The organism is Candidatus Polarisedimenticolia bacterium (assembly GCA_036004685.1).
Taxonomy (GTDB): Bacteria; Acidobacteriota; Polarisedimenticolia; order Gp22-AA2; family AA152; genus DASYRE01.
The window spans coordinates 53,218-69,737 of the sequence record DASYRE010000051.1 but is presented as its reverse complement, the minus strand read 5'-3'; the positions used below and the strand labels follow the sequence as shown (position 1 = coordinate 69,737).

22 protein-coding genes are annotated in these 16,520 nt (G+C 66.8%); all 22 read left to right on the top strand.

Translation table 11 applies throughout. The features are described 5' to 3' along the window. Window positions 1-45: 45 nt before the first annotated feature. The 22 genes from VGR67_14320 to VGR67_14215 all read left to right on the top strand — a co-directional run bounded on the left by VGR67_14320 (window position 46) and on the right by VGR67_14215 (window position 16,491). The gene (locus tag VGR67_14320) at window positions 46-771 is read left to right on the top strand and encodes a hypothetical protein (protein ID HEV8337585.1); all 726 of its coding nucleotides are present in this window, start codon (window positions 46-48) and stop codon (window positions 769-771) included. Beyond that, window positions 768-1,988, top strand: coding sequence for a dipeptidase (locus VGR67_14315; GenBank protein HEV8337584.1), 1,221 nt, complete (start codon window positions 768-770; stop codon window positions 1,986-1,988). Before VGR67_14320 ends, VGR67_14315 begins: the two co-directional genes overlap by 4 nt. A gap of 31 nt (window positions 1,989-2,019) precedes the next feature. Further along, entirely contained in the window at window positions 2,020-3,360 is a 1,341-nt protein-coding gene (locus VGR67_14310; GenBank protein ID HEV8337583.1) for an amidohydrolase, read from the top strand. Between the two features lie 91 nt (window positions 3,361-3,451). Beyond that, complete coding sequence (locus VGR67_14305; protein HEV8337582.1) at window positions 3,452-3,958, top strand: CPBP family glutamic-type intramembrane protease; 507 nt, start codon at window positions 3,452-3,454, stop codon at window positions 3,956-3,958. A 95-nt stretch (window positions 3,959-4,053) separates the two neighbouring features. Further along, window positions 4,054-6,801 (top strand): PAS domain S-box protein, encoded by a 2,748-nt coding sequence (locus tag VGR67_14300; protein HEV8337581.1) that lies wholly within the window; start codon window positions 4,054-4,056, stop codon window positions 6,799-6,801. Window positions 6,802-7,065: 264 nt separating this feature from the next. Then, a complete protein-coding gene (locus VGR67_14295; protein ID HEV8337580.1) occupies window positions 7,066-7,326 on the top strand; it encodes a hypothetical protein in 261 nt (86 codons plus the stop codon). A 76-nt stretch (window positions 7,327-7,402) separates the two neighbouring features. After that, on the top strand, window positions 7,403-7,945 hold the full coding sequence (locus tag VGR67_14290) for a GNAT family N-acetyltransferase (protein HEV8337579.1): 543 nt from the start codon (window positions 7,403-7,405) through the stop codon (window positions 7,943-7,945). A 1-nt stretch (window position 7,946) separates the two neighbouring features. Continuing rightward, window positions 7,947-8,264 (top strand): hypothetical protein, encoded by a 318-nt coding sequence (locus tag VGR67_14285; GenBank protein ID HEV8337578.1) that lies wholly within the window; start codon window positions 7,947-7,949, stop codon window positions 8,262-8,264. A gap of 31 nt (window positions 8,265-8,295) precedes the next feature. Beyond that, window positions 8,296-9,531: an alpha/beta fold hydrolase gene (locus tag VGR67_14280; GenBank protein ID HEV8337577.1), complete on the top strand. Its 1,236-nt coding sequence runs from the start codon at window positions 8,296-8,298 to the stop codon at window positions 9,529-9,531. Between the two features lie 163 nt (window positions 9,532-9,694). Then, the gene (locus VGR67_14275; protein HEV8337576.1) at window positions 9,695-10,093 is read left to right on the top strand and encodes a hypothetical protein; all 399 of its coding nucleotides are present in this window, start codon (window positions 9,695-9,697) and stop codon (window positions 10,091-10,093) included. A gap of 51 nt (window positions 10,094-10,144) precedes the next feature. Then, the gene (locus tag VGR67_14270) at window positions 10,145-10,627 is read left to right on the top strand and encodes a cupin domain-containing protein (protein ID HEV8337575.1); all 483 of its coding nucleotides are present in this window, start codon (window positions 10,145-10,147) and stop codon (window positions 10,625-10,627) included. 39 nt (window positions 10,628-10,666) lie between these two features. Further along, window positions 10,667-11,368 (top strand): hypothetical protein, encoded by a 702-nt coding sequence (locus VGR67_14265; protein ID HEV8337574.1) that lies wholly within the window; start codon window positions 10,667-10,669, stop codon window positions 11,366-11,368. Between the two features lie 45 nt (window positions 11,369-11,413). Beyond that, window positions 11,414-11,725, top strand: a complete 312-nt coding sequence (locus tag VGR67_14260; GenBank protein HEV8337573.1) for an SgcJ/EcaC family oxidoreductase — start codon at window positions 11,414-11,416, stop codon at window positions 11,723-11,725. A gap of 337 nt (window positions 11,726-12,062) precedes the next feature. Beyond that, on the top strand, window positions 12,063-12,407 hold the full coding sequence (locus VGR67_14255; GenBank protein HEV8337572.1) for a hypothetical protein: 345 nt from the start codon (window positions 12,063-12,065) through the stop codon (window positions 12,405-12,407). Between the two features lie 23 nt (window positions 12,408-12,430). Further along, window positions 12,431-12,622: a hypothetical protein gene (locus tag VGR67_14250; protein ID HEV8337571.1), complete on the top strand. Its 192-nt coding sequence runs from the start codon at window positions 12,431-12,433 to the stop codon at window positions 12,620-12,622. After that, window positions 12,619-12,861: a hypothetical protein gene (locus tag VGR67_14245; GenBank protein HEV8337570.1), complete on the top strand. Its 243-nt coding sequence runs from the start codon at window positions 12,619-12,621 to the stop codon at window positions 12,859-12,861. The genes VGR67_14250 and VGR67_14245 overlap by 4 nt, the downstream gene beginning before the upstream one ends. 160 nt (window positions 12,862-13,021) lie before the next feature. Beyond that, a complete protein-coding gene (locus VGR67_14240) occupies window positions 13,022-13,441 on the top strand; it encodes a VOC family protein (protein HEV8337569.1) in 420 nt (139 codons plus the stop codon). Window positions 13,442-13,556: 115 nt separating this feature from the next. Beyond that, complete coding sequence (locus tag VGR67_14235; GenBank protein HEV8337568.1) at window positions 13,557-13,955, top strand: hypothetical protein; 399 nt, start codon at window positions 13,557-13,559, stop codon at window positions 13,953-13,955. 252 nt (window positions 13,956-14,207) lie between these two features. Next, a complete protein-coding gene (locus VGR67_14230; GenBank protein HEV8337567.1) occupies window positions 14,208-14,390 on the top strand; it encodes a hypothetical protein in 183 nt (60 codons plus the stop codon). Window positions 14,391-14,522: 132 nt separating this feature from the next. After that, window positions 14,523-15,008 (top strand): DUF5946 family protein, encoded by a 486-nt coding sequence (locus tag VGR67_14225; protein HEV8337566.1) that lies wholly within the window; start codon window positions 14,523-14,525, stop codon window positions 15,006-15,008. Further along, window positions 14,998-15,867 (top strand): hypothetical protein, encoded by an 870-nt coding sequence (locus VGR67_14220; GenBank protein HEV8337565.1) that lies wholly within the window; start codon window positions 14,998-15,000, stop codon window positions 15,865-15,867. The genes VGR67_14225 and VGR67_14220 overlap by 11 nt, the downstream gene beginning before the upstream one ends. Before the next feature lie 390 nt (window positions 15,868-16,257). Next, the gene (locus tag VGR67_14215; protein ID HEV8337564.1) at window positions 16,258-16,491 is read left to right on the top strand and encodes a hypothetical protein; all 234 of its coding nucleotides are present in this window, start codon (window positions 16,258-16,260) and stop codon (window positions 16,489-16,491) included. Window positions 16,492-16,520: the final 29 nt, after the last annotated feature.

Genomic DNA, 16,520 nt, shown 5'->3' with positions numbered 1-16,520 from the left:
GGGCCTGAGGCTGGAGTCGGGACATCCTTCGAGGAGGTAGTTATCTTGACGCGGCGAAAAGATCCCCTCCGGGCGGCGATTCTGTGCTGGACCGCCCTGGTTTCAGGGATCCTCGTATGGTTGCCGCTGGTGCGCGGCGCGACGCAGGGAAGCGCGTACCAGTGGGCCCTGGCGGATGGAATTGGCGGTCATGGAATCGGCGGGGACTACTGGATGCTCGTTCCGGCGGCGGCTTTCGTCATCGCACTTCTATATTTCGGCTGGCGGGGCGGTCGCCCGCCGTTTCATGGGTTGCTGCTCGCCTTTCATCTGCCGCTGGCGGTGGCCGTGACCTATGCGGCCTGGAACAATCCGCGAGGCTTTCGCTTCGAAGGAGCGACGGTTGGCCTCGACGTCTCCCTGGCCCTGGTCGGCCCCGTCTTGTTTTGCGGCTTCGCCACGGCGGCGATCTTCTGGGTCGTGCGGGACGTCCCTGTCCGGCGAGCGCAAGAACCGGTGCCATGGGTATGGACGCGGGCGACACGCGCCCGCCTGCTGCTTTGCGTGTTTCTCATTCCGCTCGAGGTCGTGATGTTCCGTTCGGGAGGAATCCAGAGCGCTTCGAACCTAATCGGAGTCGCCCTCGTCGGGTGGCAGTGGGTGTTGCTGAACTTGATCCTCGCCCGGGCCCGCGGCTCGTCGGCGCTTCCGCACGCGCCACGCCGGCGCGACGCCGAGGAGTCCCTCGGGCGGGCCTCCGCTCAATCGCGGAATCACGGGGAGGGCGTTTGACTCGAAATCTGGCGACGCTGGCATTCAGTGTGCTGATTCTGTTCGGCGGACCATCGAACCCGGCCCGGGCATCGGATCAGCCCGAGGAAGTGACGGAGCGCGCGCGCCAGGTCCACGACCGGGCGATCGTCATCGACACGCACGACGACACGCCGCAGCGGATGGTGTTCGAGAAGGGTTTCGACATCGGCCGGCGGAACGAGAACGGAGCCATCGACATCCCGCGGATGCGCGCGGGGGGACTGGATGCGCTGTTCTTCTCGATCTGGGTGCCGGGGGACGTCGACGGACCGCACGCCGCGAGACGCGCGCTGCAGCAGATCGACAGGGTGCGGGAAGCGGTCCGGACGCATCCGAAGGACCTGGTGCTGGCGACCTCGGTCGCCGGCATCCGGCGGGCGGCGGCGCAGGGGAAGATCGCGGCGCTCATGGGGATCGAAGGCGGCCACATGATCGACGACGATCTGGGCCTGCTGCGGGAGTACGCGACGCTGGGCGTGCGCTACATGACGCTGACGCACTCGCTGAACACCAGTTGGGCCGACTCCTCGGGCGACCAGCCGGCCCACGACGGCCTCACGCCGTTCGGCAAGGAAGTCGTGCGCGAGATGAACCGCCTGGGCGTCATGGTCGACGTCTCCCACGTGTCCGACAAGACGTTCTACGACGCGCTGGCGGCGAGCGCAGCGCCGGTCATCGCCTCGCATTCGTCGTGTCGCGCCGTCTGCAACCACCCGCGCAACATGACCGACGACATGCTGCGGGCGCTCGCCAAGAACGGCGGCGTCATCATGATCAATTTCAACGCCGAGTTCGTGAGCGAGGAAGTCCGATCCGCCTCGCAAGCCGTCAACATGCACGCCACGGCCGAGACGGAGGCGAACGCCAAATGCGCCAAGGACGAGGCCTGCAAGATCTTCGAGATCCAGCGGCTCTACTACGAAGCCATGGGCTCGGGTCACCTCCCGAAGGCCACGTGGGAGAAGATCCTCGAGCACCTCGATCACGCGGCGCAGATCGCGGGGGTCGATCATGTCGGGCTCGGCTCGGATTTCGACGGCGCCGTCATGCCGCTCGGCATGGAGGACGCCTCCAAGCTGCCGCGCCTCACCGGCGCGCTGCTGAAAAAGGGTTACACCGAGAAGAACATCACGAAGATCCTGGGCGGCAACCTGCTCCGGGTCATGGAGCAGGTGGAGGCGGCCCGTGACCGCTAGGCGATTCAAGCCATTCAGGCGGACGATCCTTATGGTTCTTCCGTTGGGTTGGGTCGCGGCCGGGTGGGGCTGCAGCCTCGCCCCCCGGGACGAGATGCGCCCGGCGTCCGCGGCCCGGCAGGAGGCGGACGCGGACCTGACCGCCTTCATCGGGAAGATTCGGGCGGTGGACAATCACAGCCACGCGAACAGCGTCGCCCCCGGCGACACCGACCAGGACGCGCTGCCGCTCGAAGTGATTCTCCCTTTCGAAGTGCCGGCGCCGCTCCGGCCGGACAACCCCGATTGGCTCGCCGCCTACAAGGCGCTCTACCAATATCCGCACGCCGACCTCACCGACGCGCACCTGAGCGAGTTGCGCGGCGCGGCGCGGCGCGTCGCCAGGGAGCAGGGCGAGAGGTTCCCGGCGTGGGTGCTCGACCAGACCGGCTTGGAGGTGCTGCTCGCCAATCGGATCGCGATGGGTCCGGGGCTCGCGCCGCCGCGCTTTCGCTGGGTCTCCTACGCCGACGCGCTGATGCTGCCGTTGTCCACGAAGAACGAGGCCGCCACGTCGCCCGATCGCGAGAAACTGTTCCCCTACGAAGACAAGCTCCTGAAGCGTTACTTGGCCGATCTCAACGTCGCGAGACTTCCGGCGACGCTCGACGCCTACCTCCAGAGGGTCGTGATCCCGACGCTCGCCTCGCAGCGGAAGGGCGGCTGCGTGGCGGTCAAGTTCGAGGCGGCGCTCCTTCGCTCGCTCGATTTCGAAGAGGTTCAAGCGCCGGCCGCGGGCCGGATCTACGCGCGGTACGCCGCCGGCGGCGAGCCGTCACATGCCGAGTACAAGGCGCTCCAGGATTTCCTGTTCCGCGCCATCGCGCGCGAGGCCGGCCGACTCGGAATGGCCGTCCACCTCCATGCCTTCGAAGGCCCCGGCAATTTCTACCGGGCGGCGGGCTCGGATCCGCTGCTGCTCGAGCCGGTCTTCAACGATCCGTCGTTGCGCCAGACGAACTTCGTCATCATCCATGGGGGCGGGGTCTTTGCCTCTCACGCGGGCGCGATGCTCTGGAAGCCGAACGTCTACGCCGACATGTCGGCAATGACGCTGCTTTACACGCCGGCCGCGCTCGCCGAGGTGCTGAGGGATTGGCTGACGCAGTATCCGGAGAAGGTCCTCTACGGCTCGGATGCCTCGGCGCTCGGGCCGGACATGGGCTGGGAAATCGGGGCGTGGGTGGCCGCCAGGAACGGGCGCAAGGCGCTCGCCTTGGCGCTCGGCGACATGATTCGCGACGAAGCGGTCAGCCGCGCCCGGGCCAGGGAGATCGCGACGATGGTGATGCGCGCCAATGCCGGGCGGCTCTACCGGCTCGGGCTGCAGTGAGGGGTCCGCAGAGCACCGCGCGCGCCGCCGCCGCGCCGCCGGACGCGACGCGCCGGGCCTTCCTCTCGGTGCGCTCCGCCTGGACCATGACGTGGAAGATCGGCGCGTTCCTGATTCTATGGGGATTCTCCTGGCGCCTTGCCTCGTTCCCCTTGCCGGGCGGCTGGAGCGTTGGCAGAAGGAAGCTCCGCTTGAGGCGCGCCTCTACTTCGATGTCATCAGCGCGGTGACCATCGTGGCGGCGGCCTGGGTCATGGCGCGCTTCGTCGACCGGCGGACCCTGGCGAGCCTGGGATTCGCGCCGCAGGGCCTGGCGCGCGATCTGGCTTACTACCTCACCGGCAATCTCTGGATGCCCATCGGGGTTCACTTCGCCTGGAATTCCCTGCTCGGACCGGTTCTCGGACTGTCGGTGAGCGGCCAGGACCCGTATAATACCGGCACGCAACTCTTCACTGTGGAAGGGCCTCGCCGGTTCACGGGCGGGACGTTCGGTTTGGAAGGCGGAGCGGTGGTGACGCTCACGACTGCCATCGGGATCCTCGCCCTGGCGCTCGCGTGGCGACGGAAAAGGCTGGCAGCCGAGGGTGGGCGGTGAGGCATCGGCGACAAGCCGATGCGCGGCGCCCGTGATCTGACACGCACACGTTTCGTGTTCGCGACACTGCTTGACGCGGGCGACGGTCTTCCTCAGTGCAGCGATTCCGGCGAATCCTCTTCCCCTACCTGGTCGCGATGGGGGCGATCGCGGCGGCAGTCGGCGCCCGGTGGCTGCTCGATCCGCTTCTGGATCATCGCCTGCCGTTCATCACGATGTACGCCGCGATCGCCGTCGCGGTCTGGGTCGGAGGCTGGCGGCCGGCTCTCGTGGCGACCGTTCTGGGCTATCTCGCCACCGACCTCATCTTCGTTGAAACCGAGCCCAATTCCCCTTTGTCGCTGAGAAGCCCGGGCGGCCTTGCCGGATTGCTGGTCTATTTCGCTTCCTCCCTCATCGTGATTGGCCTGGGCAACGCGATGCGCCGCGCGAAGCGCCGCGCGGAGGACGCCGCGGAGGAAGCGCTGGCCCGGCAGAAGCAGCTCGAAAGCGAAATCGCCGGTCGCCGTAAGACGGAGGAGGCGCTGCGGGCGAAGGAGGCGGAGCTGGAGTTGATCACCAGCCGGACGCCCCTGTTCCTGACCCGCTGTAGCAGGGACCGCCGCTTTGTTTTCGTGAACCGCGCCTGCGCCGAATTCCTGGGCCGCCGGCCCGAAGAGATCGTGGGTCGTCCGATTGCCGACATTCTCGGTCAAGAGGCCTACGCGTCGCTCGCTCCTCACATCGACCAGGTCCTGCGCGGCGAGGATGTCGAGTTCGAAGTGGAAATCCCCTACGCCTATCGCGGGCCCTCCTGGATGCGGGTGACGTACACGCCCGATCGCGACGAGCGCGGCGAGGTGATCGGCTGGCTCGCCTCTCTCAGCGACGTCACCGGGCGCAAGCAGGCTGAAGAAGCCGTCAAGCAGCGCGAGCGGCTGTTTCGAACCCTCGTCCGCGCGTCGAGCCAGTCGATCTGGCAGTACCGGCGCGACGGGACGCCGATGCCGCACATCGACGAAGCGAACGTCGCCTGGTGGCGAGAGTTCACCGGCCAGACCGAGGAACAGCGCACGGCGGAGGGCGGGATGGGATGGCTGAACGCGGTCCATCCGGAGGACCGCGACGCCGCGCGCGGGAACTGGCAGGACATCAGGGACGCCGGCAAGCCGACCTCCGCCGAGTTCCGCGTTCGCCGGAACGACGGGGCGTGGCGGTGGCTCGTGGTCCGCGGCGTGCCGTTTCGCGACGAGCCGGATGGCGGCACGCGAGTCGCCGGAACGATCGTCGACATCACCGAGCAGAAGGAAGCGGAGCTGGCGCTGCGCGCGAGCGAGGAGCGTTTCCGTCTCCTGGCCGACGCGGCGCCCGTCGCTGTCTGGATCAGCGGGACCGACAAGCTCTGCACCTGGTTCAACAAGTCATGGCTCGATTTCGTGGGGCGATCGCTGGAGCAGGAGATCGGATATGGATGGGCGGAAAACGTCCACCCGGAACACCTGGACCGTTGCCTGAAAACCTACGTCGGCTCTTTCGACACGCGCCAGCCGTTCGCCATGGAGTACCGGCTCAGGCGCCACGACGGGGAATACCGCTGGATGCTGGACAACGGGATCCCCTATTACGGGCCCGCCGGTGAGTTCGCCGGCTACATCGGCTCGTGCCTCGACATCACCGATCGCAAGCAGGGCGAAGAGGACCTGCGCGAGGCCGATCGGCGCAAGGACGAGTTCCTGGCGACCCTGGCTCACGAGCTGCGCAATCCCCTGGCGCCGGTCCAGAACGCCGTCGAAATCCTGCGCCTCAAGGGGCCGCGGACGCCGGAAGTGCAGTGGGCGCGGGACGTCATCGATCGTCAGATGCAGCAGATGGCGCGGCTGATCGACGACCTGATGGACGTGTCGCGCATCACCAGGAACCGGCTCGGTCTGCGGAAGGAGCGCGTGGAGCTGGCGAAGGCCTTGCGGGCTGCGGTGGAAACGAGCCAGGCGGTGATCGATCGGTCGGGCCAGCAGCTCGACTTCGCGCCGGCGCGCGAGCCCATCGTCCTGGACGCCGATCTGATGCGCTTGGCGCAGGTGTTCTCGAACCTGTTGAGCAACGCCGCCAAGTTCTCCGAGCGCGGAAGCCGCATTTCGCTGGCCGCCGAGCGCCAGGGAGCGGAAGCGGTGATCTCGGTGCGCGACACCGGCATCGGCATTCCAGAGGAGATGCTGCCGCACATCTTCGAGCCGTTCACGCAAGTGGATCGGTCGCTGGAGCGCGCCCACGGCGGGCTGGGGATCGGCTTGATGCTGGTCAAGAGATTGTTGGAGATGCACGGAGGGCGCATCGAGGCCCGCAGCGACGGTCCGGGCAAGGGGAGTGAATTCATCGTCAGGCTGCCAATCGCTGAGACGAGGACCCGGCAACCGTCGAAGGCCGATGAGAAGACGTCCGATGAGAGGCCTCCGAGGGAAGATCCCCCGAGACCCGCCGGCGCGAAGCGGTGCCGCATTCTGGTGGCGGACGACAACAAGGATGCGGCCGCCAGCCTGAGCATGATGCTGGAGATCATGGGCTACGAGACCCGTTCGGCCTACGACGGGCTGCAAGCCCTGGAAGCTGCCGACCAGTTCCGCCCCGCCGTGGCGCTGCTGGACATCGGCATGCCGAAGACGAACGGCTACGACGTGGCGCGGCACATCCGCCAACAGCCTTGGGGGAAGGACATCGTTCTCATGGCGGTGACCGGCTGGGGCCAGGAGACCGACAAGAAGCGGACTCTCGAGGCCGGCTTCGATCACCACCTCGTCAAGCCCGTGAACCCCAGCGTCCTCGCGAAGCTCCTGGTCTCCTTGCCCCCCCGGCCTCCGGACCATTGAATCGAATCCGATCTCGCCGGCCATCCAGAAGACACGGGAGCGACTGTCCGCCTCCGTCACGAGCCACATTCGGGCCGGGCCTCAGGCTCGCCGCTGGTTGAGGAGGCCTCGGAAGATCTATATTCGAGCGTCGTCGCGTCGCGTGGAGAGGACCTCTTGGCAGCAAACAATGGCGGAGAGGAAGGGAAATGACTGACAATCTGATTTGTCGATGCGGACATTCCGCGTCCCAGCACGTATCGCTTTGAGCGGGCAAGATCACCCATGCCATTCAAGAGCAAGGCGCAGCGGAGGAAGTTCGCGGAGTTGCTGGTCAAGGGCGAGATCTCACCTCAGACCTACGAGGAGTGGAATCGTGAAACGGGAGGGGCCGAGCTGCCTGAGCGCGTCCGTCCCATGGCCGGGAAGAAGGTGAAGCGAGGCGCCAGCAAGCCGCGGAGAGCCAAGACGCCGCCTCGGGCGCGGAAGCCGTCGAAGCGTCGCGCGGGCGCCCGAGGGCTTTCCAAGCCCGCGAAGCGCCGCTGAATTGGTCACGCGAGCAATCCGGCGCGCCTGGCGCGCTTCGACGCTCGGCGAAAAGTCAGGAGGACATAGAGCCACCGTGGAGCTGAATCTCGAGAAATGCCGGGTTCGCTCCTGGCGTGAAAGCGACGCGGAGTCGCTCGCCGCTCACGCCGACAACCGGCGTGTATGGATCAATTTGCGCGACGCTTTCCCTCACCCCTACCGGCTGGCGGACGCTCGGGCGTTCATCGGGCGGGCGCTGGCGGCCGATCCGGAGACGGTGTTCGCCATCGTTGTGGACGAAGCGGCGGTCGGCGGGATCGGCTTCAGGCTTCATGGCGACGTGGAGCGCGTCTCGGCCGAGATCGGCTACTGGCTGGCGGAGCCGCTCTGGGGGCGCGGCATCATGACCGAGGCGCTCGCGGCGGTCACGGCCTTGGCGATCCGGGAGCACGGCTTGACGCGGGTGTTTGCCGTGCCGTACGAATGGAACGCTGCTTCCTTTCGCGTCCTGGAGAAGGCCGGCTACGTGTGCGAGGCCCGCTTGAGGCGCAGCGCCATCAAAGACGGCTGCGTGATCGACCAGCGGCTGTATGCTTACGTCGTCGAGGGACCCGGCGAAGAGGGGGGAAAGGGCTGACGTGGCGGGCTCGCGATGGACCGCGGTCGCCGGGATCGTGCTCATCCTCGGCGCGGCGATCGGCTTCCTCACGGTCGCCGACGATCTCCGCCACAAGGGAGAGCTGGCCGGAGTCAGCGGTGTGCTGTTGGCGGGCTGCGTGCTCCTGGTCGCCGGCAGGAACCATCCGGCGACGCGAGGTCTGGCTCTCCATTGGGTGGCGGTCGGAATCGGGATCGGCATCGTGGCGGGAGCGGCCTTCGATCACGTGCTCGCGGGGGTCGGGGGCGGGGCAGCGCTTGGCGCCCTCAAGATGGCGATTTCAAGGACGCCTCACTGAAGGACAAGTTACTGGCATCGAGACAGGGACGATGCGGAAGTGGCTGAAGCGGATCTTGATGAGCCTTGCCGTCATCCTCGTCATAGGCTACGTCGGGGCGTGTGTCTGGCTGAGAGCCAATGAGACCCGGATCGCCTTCAATCGCCGTCTGCCTTACGTCCCGCCCTGGCCGAGTCTCGTCCTGAACGAGCAGCGCGTCGAGTTCGCCGAGCTCGGCGGCACGAAGGTTTTTGCCTGGCTCGTCCCGAGCCTGCCGGCGGACGCGGGCAATCTTTGGCTGCTCTTCTTCCATGGGACCGGCGACAACGTCTCGCTGAGCGCCAACGCGTACGACCAGTTCCGCTCGATGGGCTTCAACGTCATGGCGCCCGAGTACCCGGGCTACGCGGGCTCGCCCGGCGAGCCGAGCGAGGAAGTGATCGAATGGGAGGCCCGCGCCGCCTACGACTACCTGCGAAAGGAGAAGCACGCTCCGGCCAAGAACATAGTCCTATTCGGCGCGTCGCTCGGGTCCGCCGTCGCCATCGACCTCGCGAGTCACGTGGACGCCGGCGGGTTGATCGTGGGGTCCGGATTCTCTTCGGCGATCGCCATCGGGCAGAAAATGTTTCCCTTTCTGCCGATGCGCCTGCTGCTGAGGGCCCGGTTCGAATCGGACAAAAAGATTGGGCTTGTGAAGATGCCCGTCCTGGTGATTCACAGCGTCGACGACCGGCGCATTCCTCTGGCGGAGAACGGACAGAAACTATACGATCTGGCGCGCTCTCCGAAGCGGCTCGTCAAGATCCATGGGGAGCATGGCGAGGGGGTGACACATGCCACCGTCAACCCCGGTTTCTTCGCCGACATCGTGACCTTCCTGAACGAGCAGGCGGGGTTCCAGCTGCGCCGGCCGCTCCCGTCGATCGCTCCCGAGATCTCCGCCGCCATCAAGCGCGACGGGATCGAGGCCGCCGTGGATCGGTATCGCGCGCTTCGGAGGGACACGCCGGCGCGCTACAACTTTCGCGAGCCGGAGCTGGACCATTTGGGCCAGGACCTTCTGGATAAGAAGAGAAACGACGAAGCCATCGCCATCTTCCGCCTCAATGCCGAAATGTTCCCGCAGTCGTTCCGGGCCTTCGACAGCCTGGCGGATGCCTACGCCGCGTCGGGGAAAGCAGAGGAAGCCGGCCAAAGTTATCGCCGCTCCCTCGTTCTCATCCCGGAGGATGGAGAATACATCCGTGCGAAGCTCGAGCATCTTCACCAGGCTCCGGGAAGCTAGAAGGATTCCCGAGCGCAATCGGCACGAGAACAGGGTTCGGTTGAAGTTGCATCCGGAGTTCTCGAACGCTGATGGGAAACGCGAGCTTCGCCGGCGAGGCGCGAGCCCCGATCATCGCGAGCTTGCGGCGCCATCGGGCACAGAGCCTCAGGAGGAAAAGACCATGTCCGCGATGCCGCTGACTTTTCCGATCCGGTTCGATCCGTGGTATCGGGTGTTGTCGAAGATCGTTCTCCTGCCTCCCTCGCGCTCGACCCTGGAGGTGGAGGGGGGAGAGGTTCGCGTGCGGATGGGCTGGGCGTTCCGAGCGCGCTTTCCCCGCTCGGCGATCGTATCGGTCTCCAAGCTCGACGCCAGGCCGATCAGCCGCGGCGTCCACGGTTTCGCCGGACGATGGCTGGTGAACGGCTCGGGGCAAGGGATCGTGAGCCTCGAGCTGAACCCCCGCCAGCGGGCCTATGTCATGGGATTCCCGGTCCACCTGAGAACGCTCATGGTCAGCGTACGAGAGCCGGCCGCTCTGGCCCGGGCGCTCGGACACGTCTTGCGGGAAGGAAGCTAGAGGAATCGCGAAGGAGCAGCGCATGAGAGCCAAGGTTGCAAGGTGCCTACGATGAGCGACCCAAGAATCGTGAACGTGTCGGACCTTCCCTGGACACCCTGGTCGGCGGGCGAGCGCATCGCGGTCGAGATCCAGGATCCCGCGCGCCGCCTCGGATCAGTCCACTCCGGATTACGGCTTTACCGTCTCGCTCCCGGCAAGCAGGCTACGCGCCTGCACCGCCATCATCACCAGGAAGAGATGTACCTGATCCTTAAGGGGAGCGGCGCTCTCCGGCACGGCGAGCGCGACGTCCCGGTCAAGGCGGGGGATTTCATCCTCTATCCCGCCGGAGATCCCGTCGCCCATACGTTCGTCAACCCAGGGAACGAGCCGATGGAGTATCTGGCGACCGGGAACCGCGTGTCGTACGAAGTCTGCGAGTATCCGGAGGAAGGCACGGTCTACGTGGAGGTTCTCGACAAGACCTTGCGCGCCGAGGAGGTCGAAGCGGGACGCGACATGATGGAGGCCTGGTACAAAGCCGGCCGCTGAGCGGCAGTCACCGGCTCTTCCCGCGGAAGGACCGTCCCCTTGCCGCGACGATTCTGGCGGATCTGTGCGACCTTTCTTCCGGCGCTCCTTCTCTACTTCCCGAGAGGAGACGCTCAGGACGCATTCTTCACGGCTCAGGTTCCGTTTCGCCACCGTTATGATTTCTACAAGTCCGAGACCGGGAAGACCCGCGTCCAGCTGACTCTTTCCGTGCGGCAGGAGGCTCGTGAGGATGCGCTCGTCATCGATACCTCCGCGGTCCGGCTGTCCCTGACGGCCCGGGACCCGGCGACCGGCGGCATCGTGAAGCAATCGTCCCAAACGATCCGCCGCGACCCGCTCGAGCCGCCGGCCGCCCGCGCCGGATCGGTCCTCCAGGGTGAATTCGACATCGATCCCGGGACTTATCAGGTCGATTTGCTTTTCTTCGAGCCCCGGGCTCACCTGGGGAACCGGCATTCGCAGACGATCGCCGTCCCTGACTTCGGAAAGGCCCTGACGCTCAGCTCCATCGTCGTGGCGCGCCTTCCCGCGGACGCGGAAAAGCCTCCCTTGCAGAACGGATCCATCGCGCTGACGCCGGAGCCCGTCCCCGCGTTTCGGCCGCAAGAGACGCTGACCTTCGCCTACCAGGTCCGATGCGCTCCATCGCGGGAAAAAGCCCGATCTAAGCGTCGAATACCGGTTCGTGATGGAGACGGGCGCGGGACCCTGATCCGTCGGCCGCCCCATCGTCCATGAGCACGTGAGGAACGAGACGCTCGCCTACGCCGTCCCGCTTCAAGGATGGCCGGAAGGGAGCTATCGCGTGGAGTCACGGGGGACGGCCGGCGACTCTCGGGCCGCGAGCGCATCCGAGAAGCCCTGCCCGCCGAGGCCGGCCAATCGCCGGAAGAGGATCGCGTCTCGCTGGTGGTCGAATCGGTGAAGCGGATGACGCCGGCAATCGCCGTCGTGCTGTGCGCCTGGGAACGGGAGCGGAACGGGGAAGGAAACAGGGTCGATGAGGCCGCCGGCGGCCGGGTGACGATGGTCCTCGAGCACGGCGACGAGGGCTGGCGCATCGTCGCGCTGCAGAACACCGATCGGAAGGACTGATCCTCGACGCGAACCGTCATCCGCGCCGGGCAAGGCTTCGCGCTGGGGGAGCCGATCGATGCCGATGGGTGGAAGCCCGTTCGGTCTCGCCTACTTCGCCGACGTTCCGGCGATCGCCGCCATGTTCGCGATCCCGGGCGGCGCCTGGATCTGCTAGAGAGACGACCCGCGGGGGAACCGGAGCGGCGGATCGCTCTCGTTCCTGAGACAGCCGATCCGGCGTCCCCCGGTGGTTTGCGGTTGAACGGAAGCCCGTGACCGGGCAAAATACTGCTTCTCATCAAGGCCCGCCGATTCGCAGACCCGGCATCAGCGGACGAGGAGCATGCTATCCAGCTTGATGGCAATCATCTTTCTGGCCGCGGCGGTGATGCTCGTCGTCGCCCTCCTGTCGACGTTCGCCACGTTCGACGAGCTGGTCCAGCGCCAGTACGAGCGCCATCCCGACGCCTGGAGGAAGGACGGGGGTCCGCACGGAGTCTTCTGGTCCCCCGAGGGCAGCATGAGCTTCGCCGGCTGGCTGGCGCTGAACCGCTGCTTCTCGATCTGGCTCTTCTGGGCGCCCCCCTGGATGCCCGCCGATGACAAGGCCGCCTATCTGCTTCGCAAATTCCGGTATCTGGCGGCGGCCTGCATCCTGATCTGTCTGTTGCTCTGGGCCACCGTGAAATTCATGAGATAGACGCGAGAGGATCTTGAAGTCTCGTGGAGATTCTCGGCTTTGCAATCTACCTGGCGGTCAAGGCGATCGCCTACGTGGGGTGGTGCTACGCCGGCGTGCGCCTGCTGGATCCCGGACGGCCGGCTCCATTTCGCCGCGCCGTCGGCCTGGGGCTGGCCGCCTCGGGCTCGGCATCGTCCTGGGCCTGTTCATCTTCCTGGCCGCCCGGTCGATGAACAACGCCACCCGCAACGCGCCCCTGACCTATGTCGCGATCTACGTCCCGGTCCGGATCGTCGAATGGATGATTCTGCGCGTCTTCATAACCCGCAATCCGCTGGGGGTGGCCCGCGAGACGCTTTGGGCGAAGTCGGCTTTCTGGGTGGCCGGCGGCGTGGTGATTTCGTGCCTCGCCGACCTGCCGCTCGGCGTCATGGAAGGGGGGATCGTCCCCATTGGCAGGCCGTTCTGCTGAAGATCGGTGGTCCGGTTCCCGTCCGCGCCCGCGACGCCCCGCAGCGGCCCCAAAGGGGCCGGTTGAAGCGGCCGCGCGCTCGTCAGGGTATCCAATCGGGCCCCGCGCGCCGTCGCGCATCCTGGCACGGCGCCGGCGGCTCATGCCGGAGGAGGTGCTCATGGAACGCATGGTCGGAGACGTCTATCCCAGCTTGACGTATGACGACGCCGCGGCGGCGATCGATTGGCTCTGCCGGGCCTTCGGCTTCACGCGCCGGCTGGTCGTGCCGGGCGCCAACGGAAGGATCGAGCACTCGGAGCTCAGCCTCGGAGCGGCGGTCATTATGGTCTCTTCTCCGAAGCCGGAGACGGGGCGCGTCGGCCCCCGGAGCCTGCCCGGCGTGTCGCAGGCCCTTTCCGTCCGCGTCACCGATCCCGATTCCCATTATCGCGAAGCGCAGGCAGCCGGGGCGCGGATCCTGCGCGAGCTGCGCGATGAGGAGTACGGCTCCCGAGGCTACATGGCCGCCGATCCGGAAGGGCACGTGTGGTACTTTGGGACCTATCAACCGGGGGCACATTGGAGCGACGCATCTTGACGCGGACGCTCCACGAATCCGCGATCCATCCGGAAGGACGTCGCTTGACGATCGGGCGGAAAGATCGGGCGCAGGGTCGGCCGGGTCCCATCGGGCGTGGGAGGCGGGAGGGGTCATGAGCGGGGAAGGGGCTCAGGGCGCATCGCCGCCCACGTTGCAGGGACTTGGGGAGATTCGCGAGTTCGCCACTGACGCGCTGCGCTATTGGGAGCTGCGGCGCCTCTTCTACAACCTGCTCCTGGCGATCATCGTCGCGGGGCATTTCTTCGCCGCTTGGCCGGCCTCCCGTTCGTCGCTCACGCTCGATGGGATCCTGGGGCTGTTCCTGCTCTCCGTCCTGGCCAACGTCGCCTATTCCGCCGTGTACGTGGCCGACGTCTTCATCCAGGTCTCCGGCTTTCGCGCCTCCCGGGCCCGCTGGAGATGGATCCTCCTGATCGTCGGATTCTCCTTTGCCGCGGTCCTGACGCATTTCATGTCTTCGGGGTTCTTCAACGGGCACCGTCCAGGCTGAGTCGGCGCCCCCCATTCTCCTCGAGGTGTTCCGTGCCGCCTGAGCCCGCGCGCCAGCTGCTCCGAAGCGCCCCTTACTTTCCGGTCGCCGACGTCGAGAAGGCGGCCTCCCATTACGAGCGCGTCCTCGGGTTTCGCCGCGAGCCCGTCGCCGGGTCTCCCCCCGAGTTCGCGATCCTGAGCCGGGACGGGCTGGCAGTCATGCTGCGGCTCGTCGCCACTCCGGAGCGCATCAGTCCGAACGAGAAGCAGGGTGGAACCTGGGACGCCTTCTTCCGGGTTCGTGACGCGCCGGAGCTTCACGCGGAGCTGCGGGGGCAGAGGCGCCGACGTCGTCTACGGACCGGTCATCCAGCCGGCCTATCGGATGGAGGAGTTCGCCGTCCGCGATCGCGAAGGCTACGTTCTGGGGTTCGGCCAGGCCCTGGAGTCCTGAAAGGCCGTTAGGGTTGCCGCGCCGGCCGGCGGAAATCGGGTCGGAGCCCTCGAGACGCGCCGCCGCCGGGGCTCGCTCCACGCGGAGCCCCGCGAAGCTCTGCAGCCACGCAGAAAGGGGTGGGATGCGGCGATGGATTCGCCGGAAAGATCGGATCGCCGCTGCGAAGGCTGCGGCCTCGTCGCGGCGGGTGGGACCGAAGGATGCCAGGCGACGATGGACGAGATTCTGGCGCTGCACTTCGGCAATGCCACCTACTTCGGCGTCCACCGGCTGTTCGTGGACGCCTACGCGGCGCAGCACCCGGAGCGGTATTGCGTCTCCTTCAAGTCGCTGGCGGCCCATCTGGCGCATCTCTGCTGGTCGCTCGAGCAGGGCGGCAGCCAAGCCGTTCCGAGCGAAGCGATCCGGCGGTGGGTGGAGCGCCACCCGCATCTCGAAAAGCCTCCCCTTCCCGAGTTTCGCGGCGCGCTGACGATCGCCGACGTGACCGCGGCGCCCGGGCCGGCGGAGCACCATCGGGCGGTGGAGCGCTGGGCCCGGTCGGTCTGGGAAGCGCACGCCGGGCTGCACGCGACGGTCCGGGGCTGGGTCAGGTCGGCCTTGCATGGCGGCTGATCGGGTTCCCTATTCGGCCGGAGAGCGGAAAAGCTGTCTCGATCCGCTCGCCTCGAGGATCCGCCGGGCGAGAAAGAACGGCGCGACCGTCGTCATCGGCTTGCAGGGCGGCCAGGGGACCGGCAAGACCACCCTGTCACGCTACCTCGTGGCGCTCTTCACCGGCGAAGGGCTCCGCGTCGCGACCTTCTCCCTCGATGATTTCTATCGAAGCCTTGACGAGCGGCGGCAGCTCGCCGCGGAATTCCCCGGGAATCCCTTCTACGCCCTGCCGCGCGGCATGCCCGGCACGCACCGCACGTCATTGCTCGACGGCCATCTCGTCCGGCTGAAGCGCGGGGAGGCTGTCGACCTTCCCGTCTTCGACAAGGGGGCCCACGATGGAGCGGGGGAGATCGCTTCCCGCGCCGTCACGGTCCGCGGCCGGCAGGATCTCGTGCTCTTCGAAGGATGGTGCCTCGGAATGCCCCGCGTCACGGCGCCGGAGCTCCTGGAGATCTGCCGCCGCGCGCCGCTTCCCCGCCTGCCGCGCGCCACGCCGGAGGACTATCAGGCGGTCCTCGCCCACCTCCCGCCCTACCTGCCGATCTGGAAGAGGATCGATCTCTTCGTGATGCTCCGTCCCGATGCCGACCGCCTGCACGAGCGCTGGAGGCTCGACCAGGAGAAGGAGCTGATCGGCCGGACCGGTTCGGGGCTGCGCGAGGCGGAGGTCCGCGCGCTGGTGCGTCACTATCTGCCGTTCACGCGCCTGTGCTACGAGAAGATCGTCCCTGACGTGCTGCTCCGGATCGACTCGGAGCACCGATATCGCGCCATCTCGTTTTCCAGACGAGACGCCGGGCCGCCCTCTGAGTGAACGCGCCGAATTCGGAGCGGATTGGACCCGACGGGTGGAGCCCGCCGCGGGTCAACCCGCGCAATTCAGAAGAGGTTTGGATCCGATGGCTGGAACCCGCAGAGGATTTCGAGGCCCGACGCTCGCCAGCCGGGAAGCCAACTTGTAGCCTCCCTTTTGTCTGGTCCGAGAGGGCCTGCCCCATCCAAGGCGCGCGGCCGACGAGTCTCGAGGTTCCTTTCGCCGGCGCTGGAGGAGGTCCGGTCGAGGCCGCGGCGAAACTCGCGGCGCCGGTTGGAAAAGGGAACCGGTGGCCTCCCTTTTGCTTGGTCGCAAGGCGCCTGCCTGTCAAGGAGCGCGGCCGACGAGCTTCAAGCTTGGGCCGCCGGCGTTCGAGAAGAGAGGAGCCCCATGGCCAAGTGCGAGCTTTGCGGCAACAATTACGAGCGTGCTTTCGAGGTGGTGGTCGCCAACGATCGCCACGTTTTCGACAGCTTCGAGTGCGCCATTCAAATGCTTGCCCCTGTCTGCGATCACTGCGGATGCAAGATCATCGGGCACGGCATCGAGTCCGATGGAGTCTTCTTCTGCTGCGCCCATTGCGCCCGTGAGGCGGGAGTGACCGCGGCGGTGGATCACGCGTAAGCGGCTCGGCCGGCTTCAATTCCGAGCGG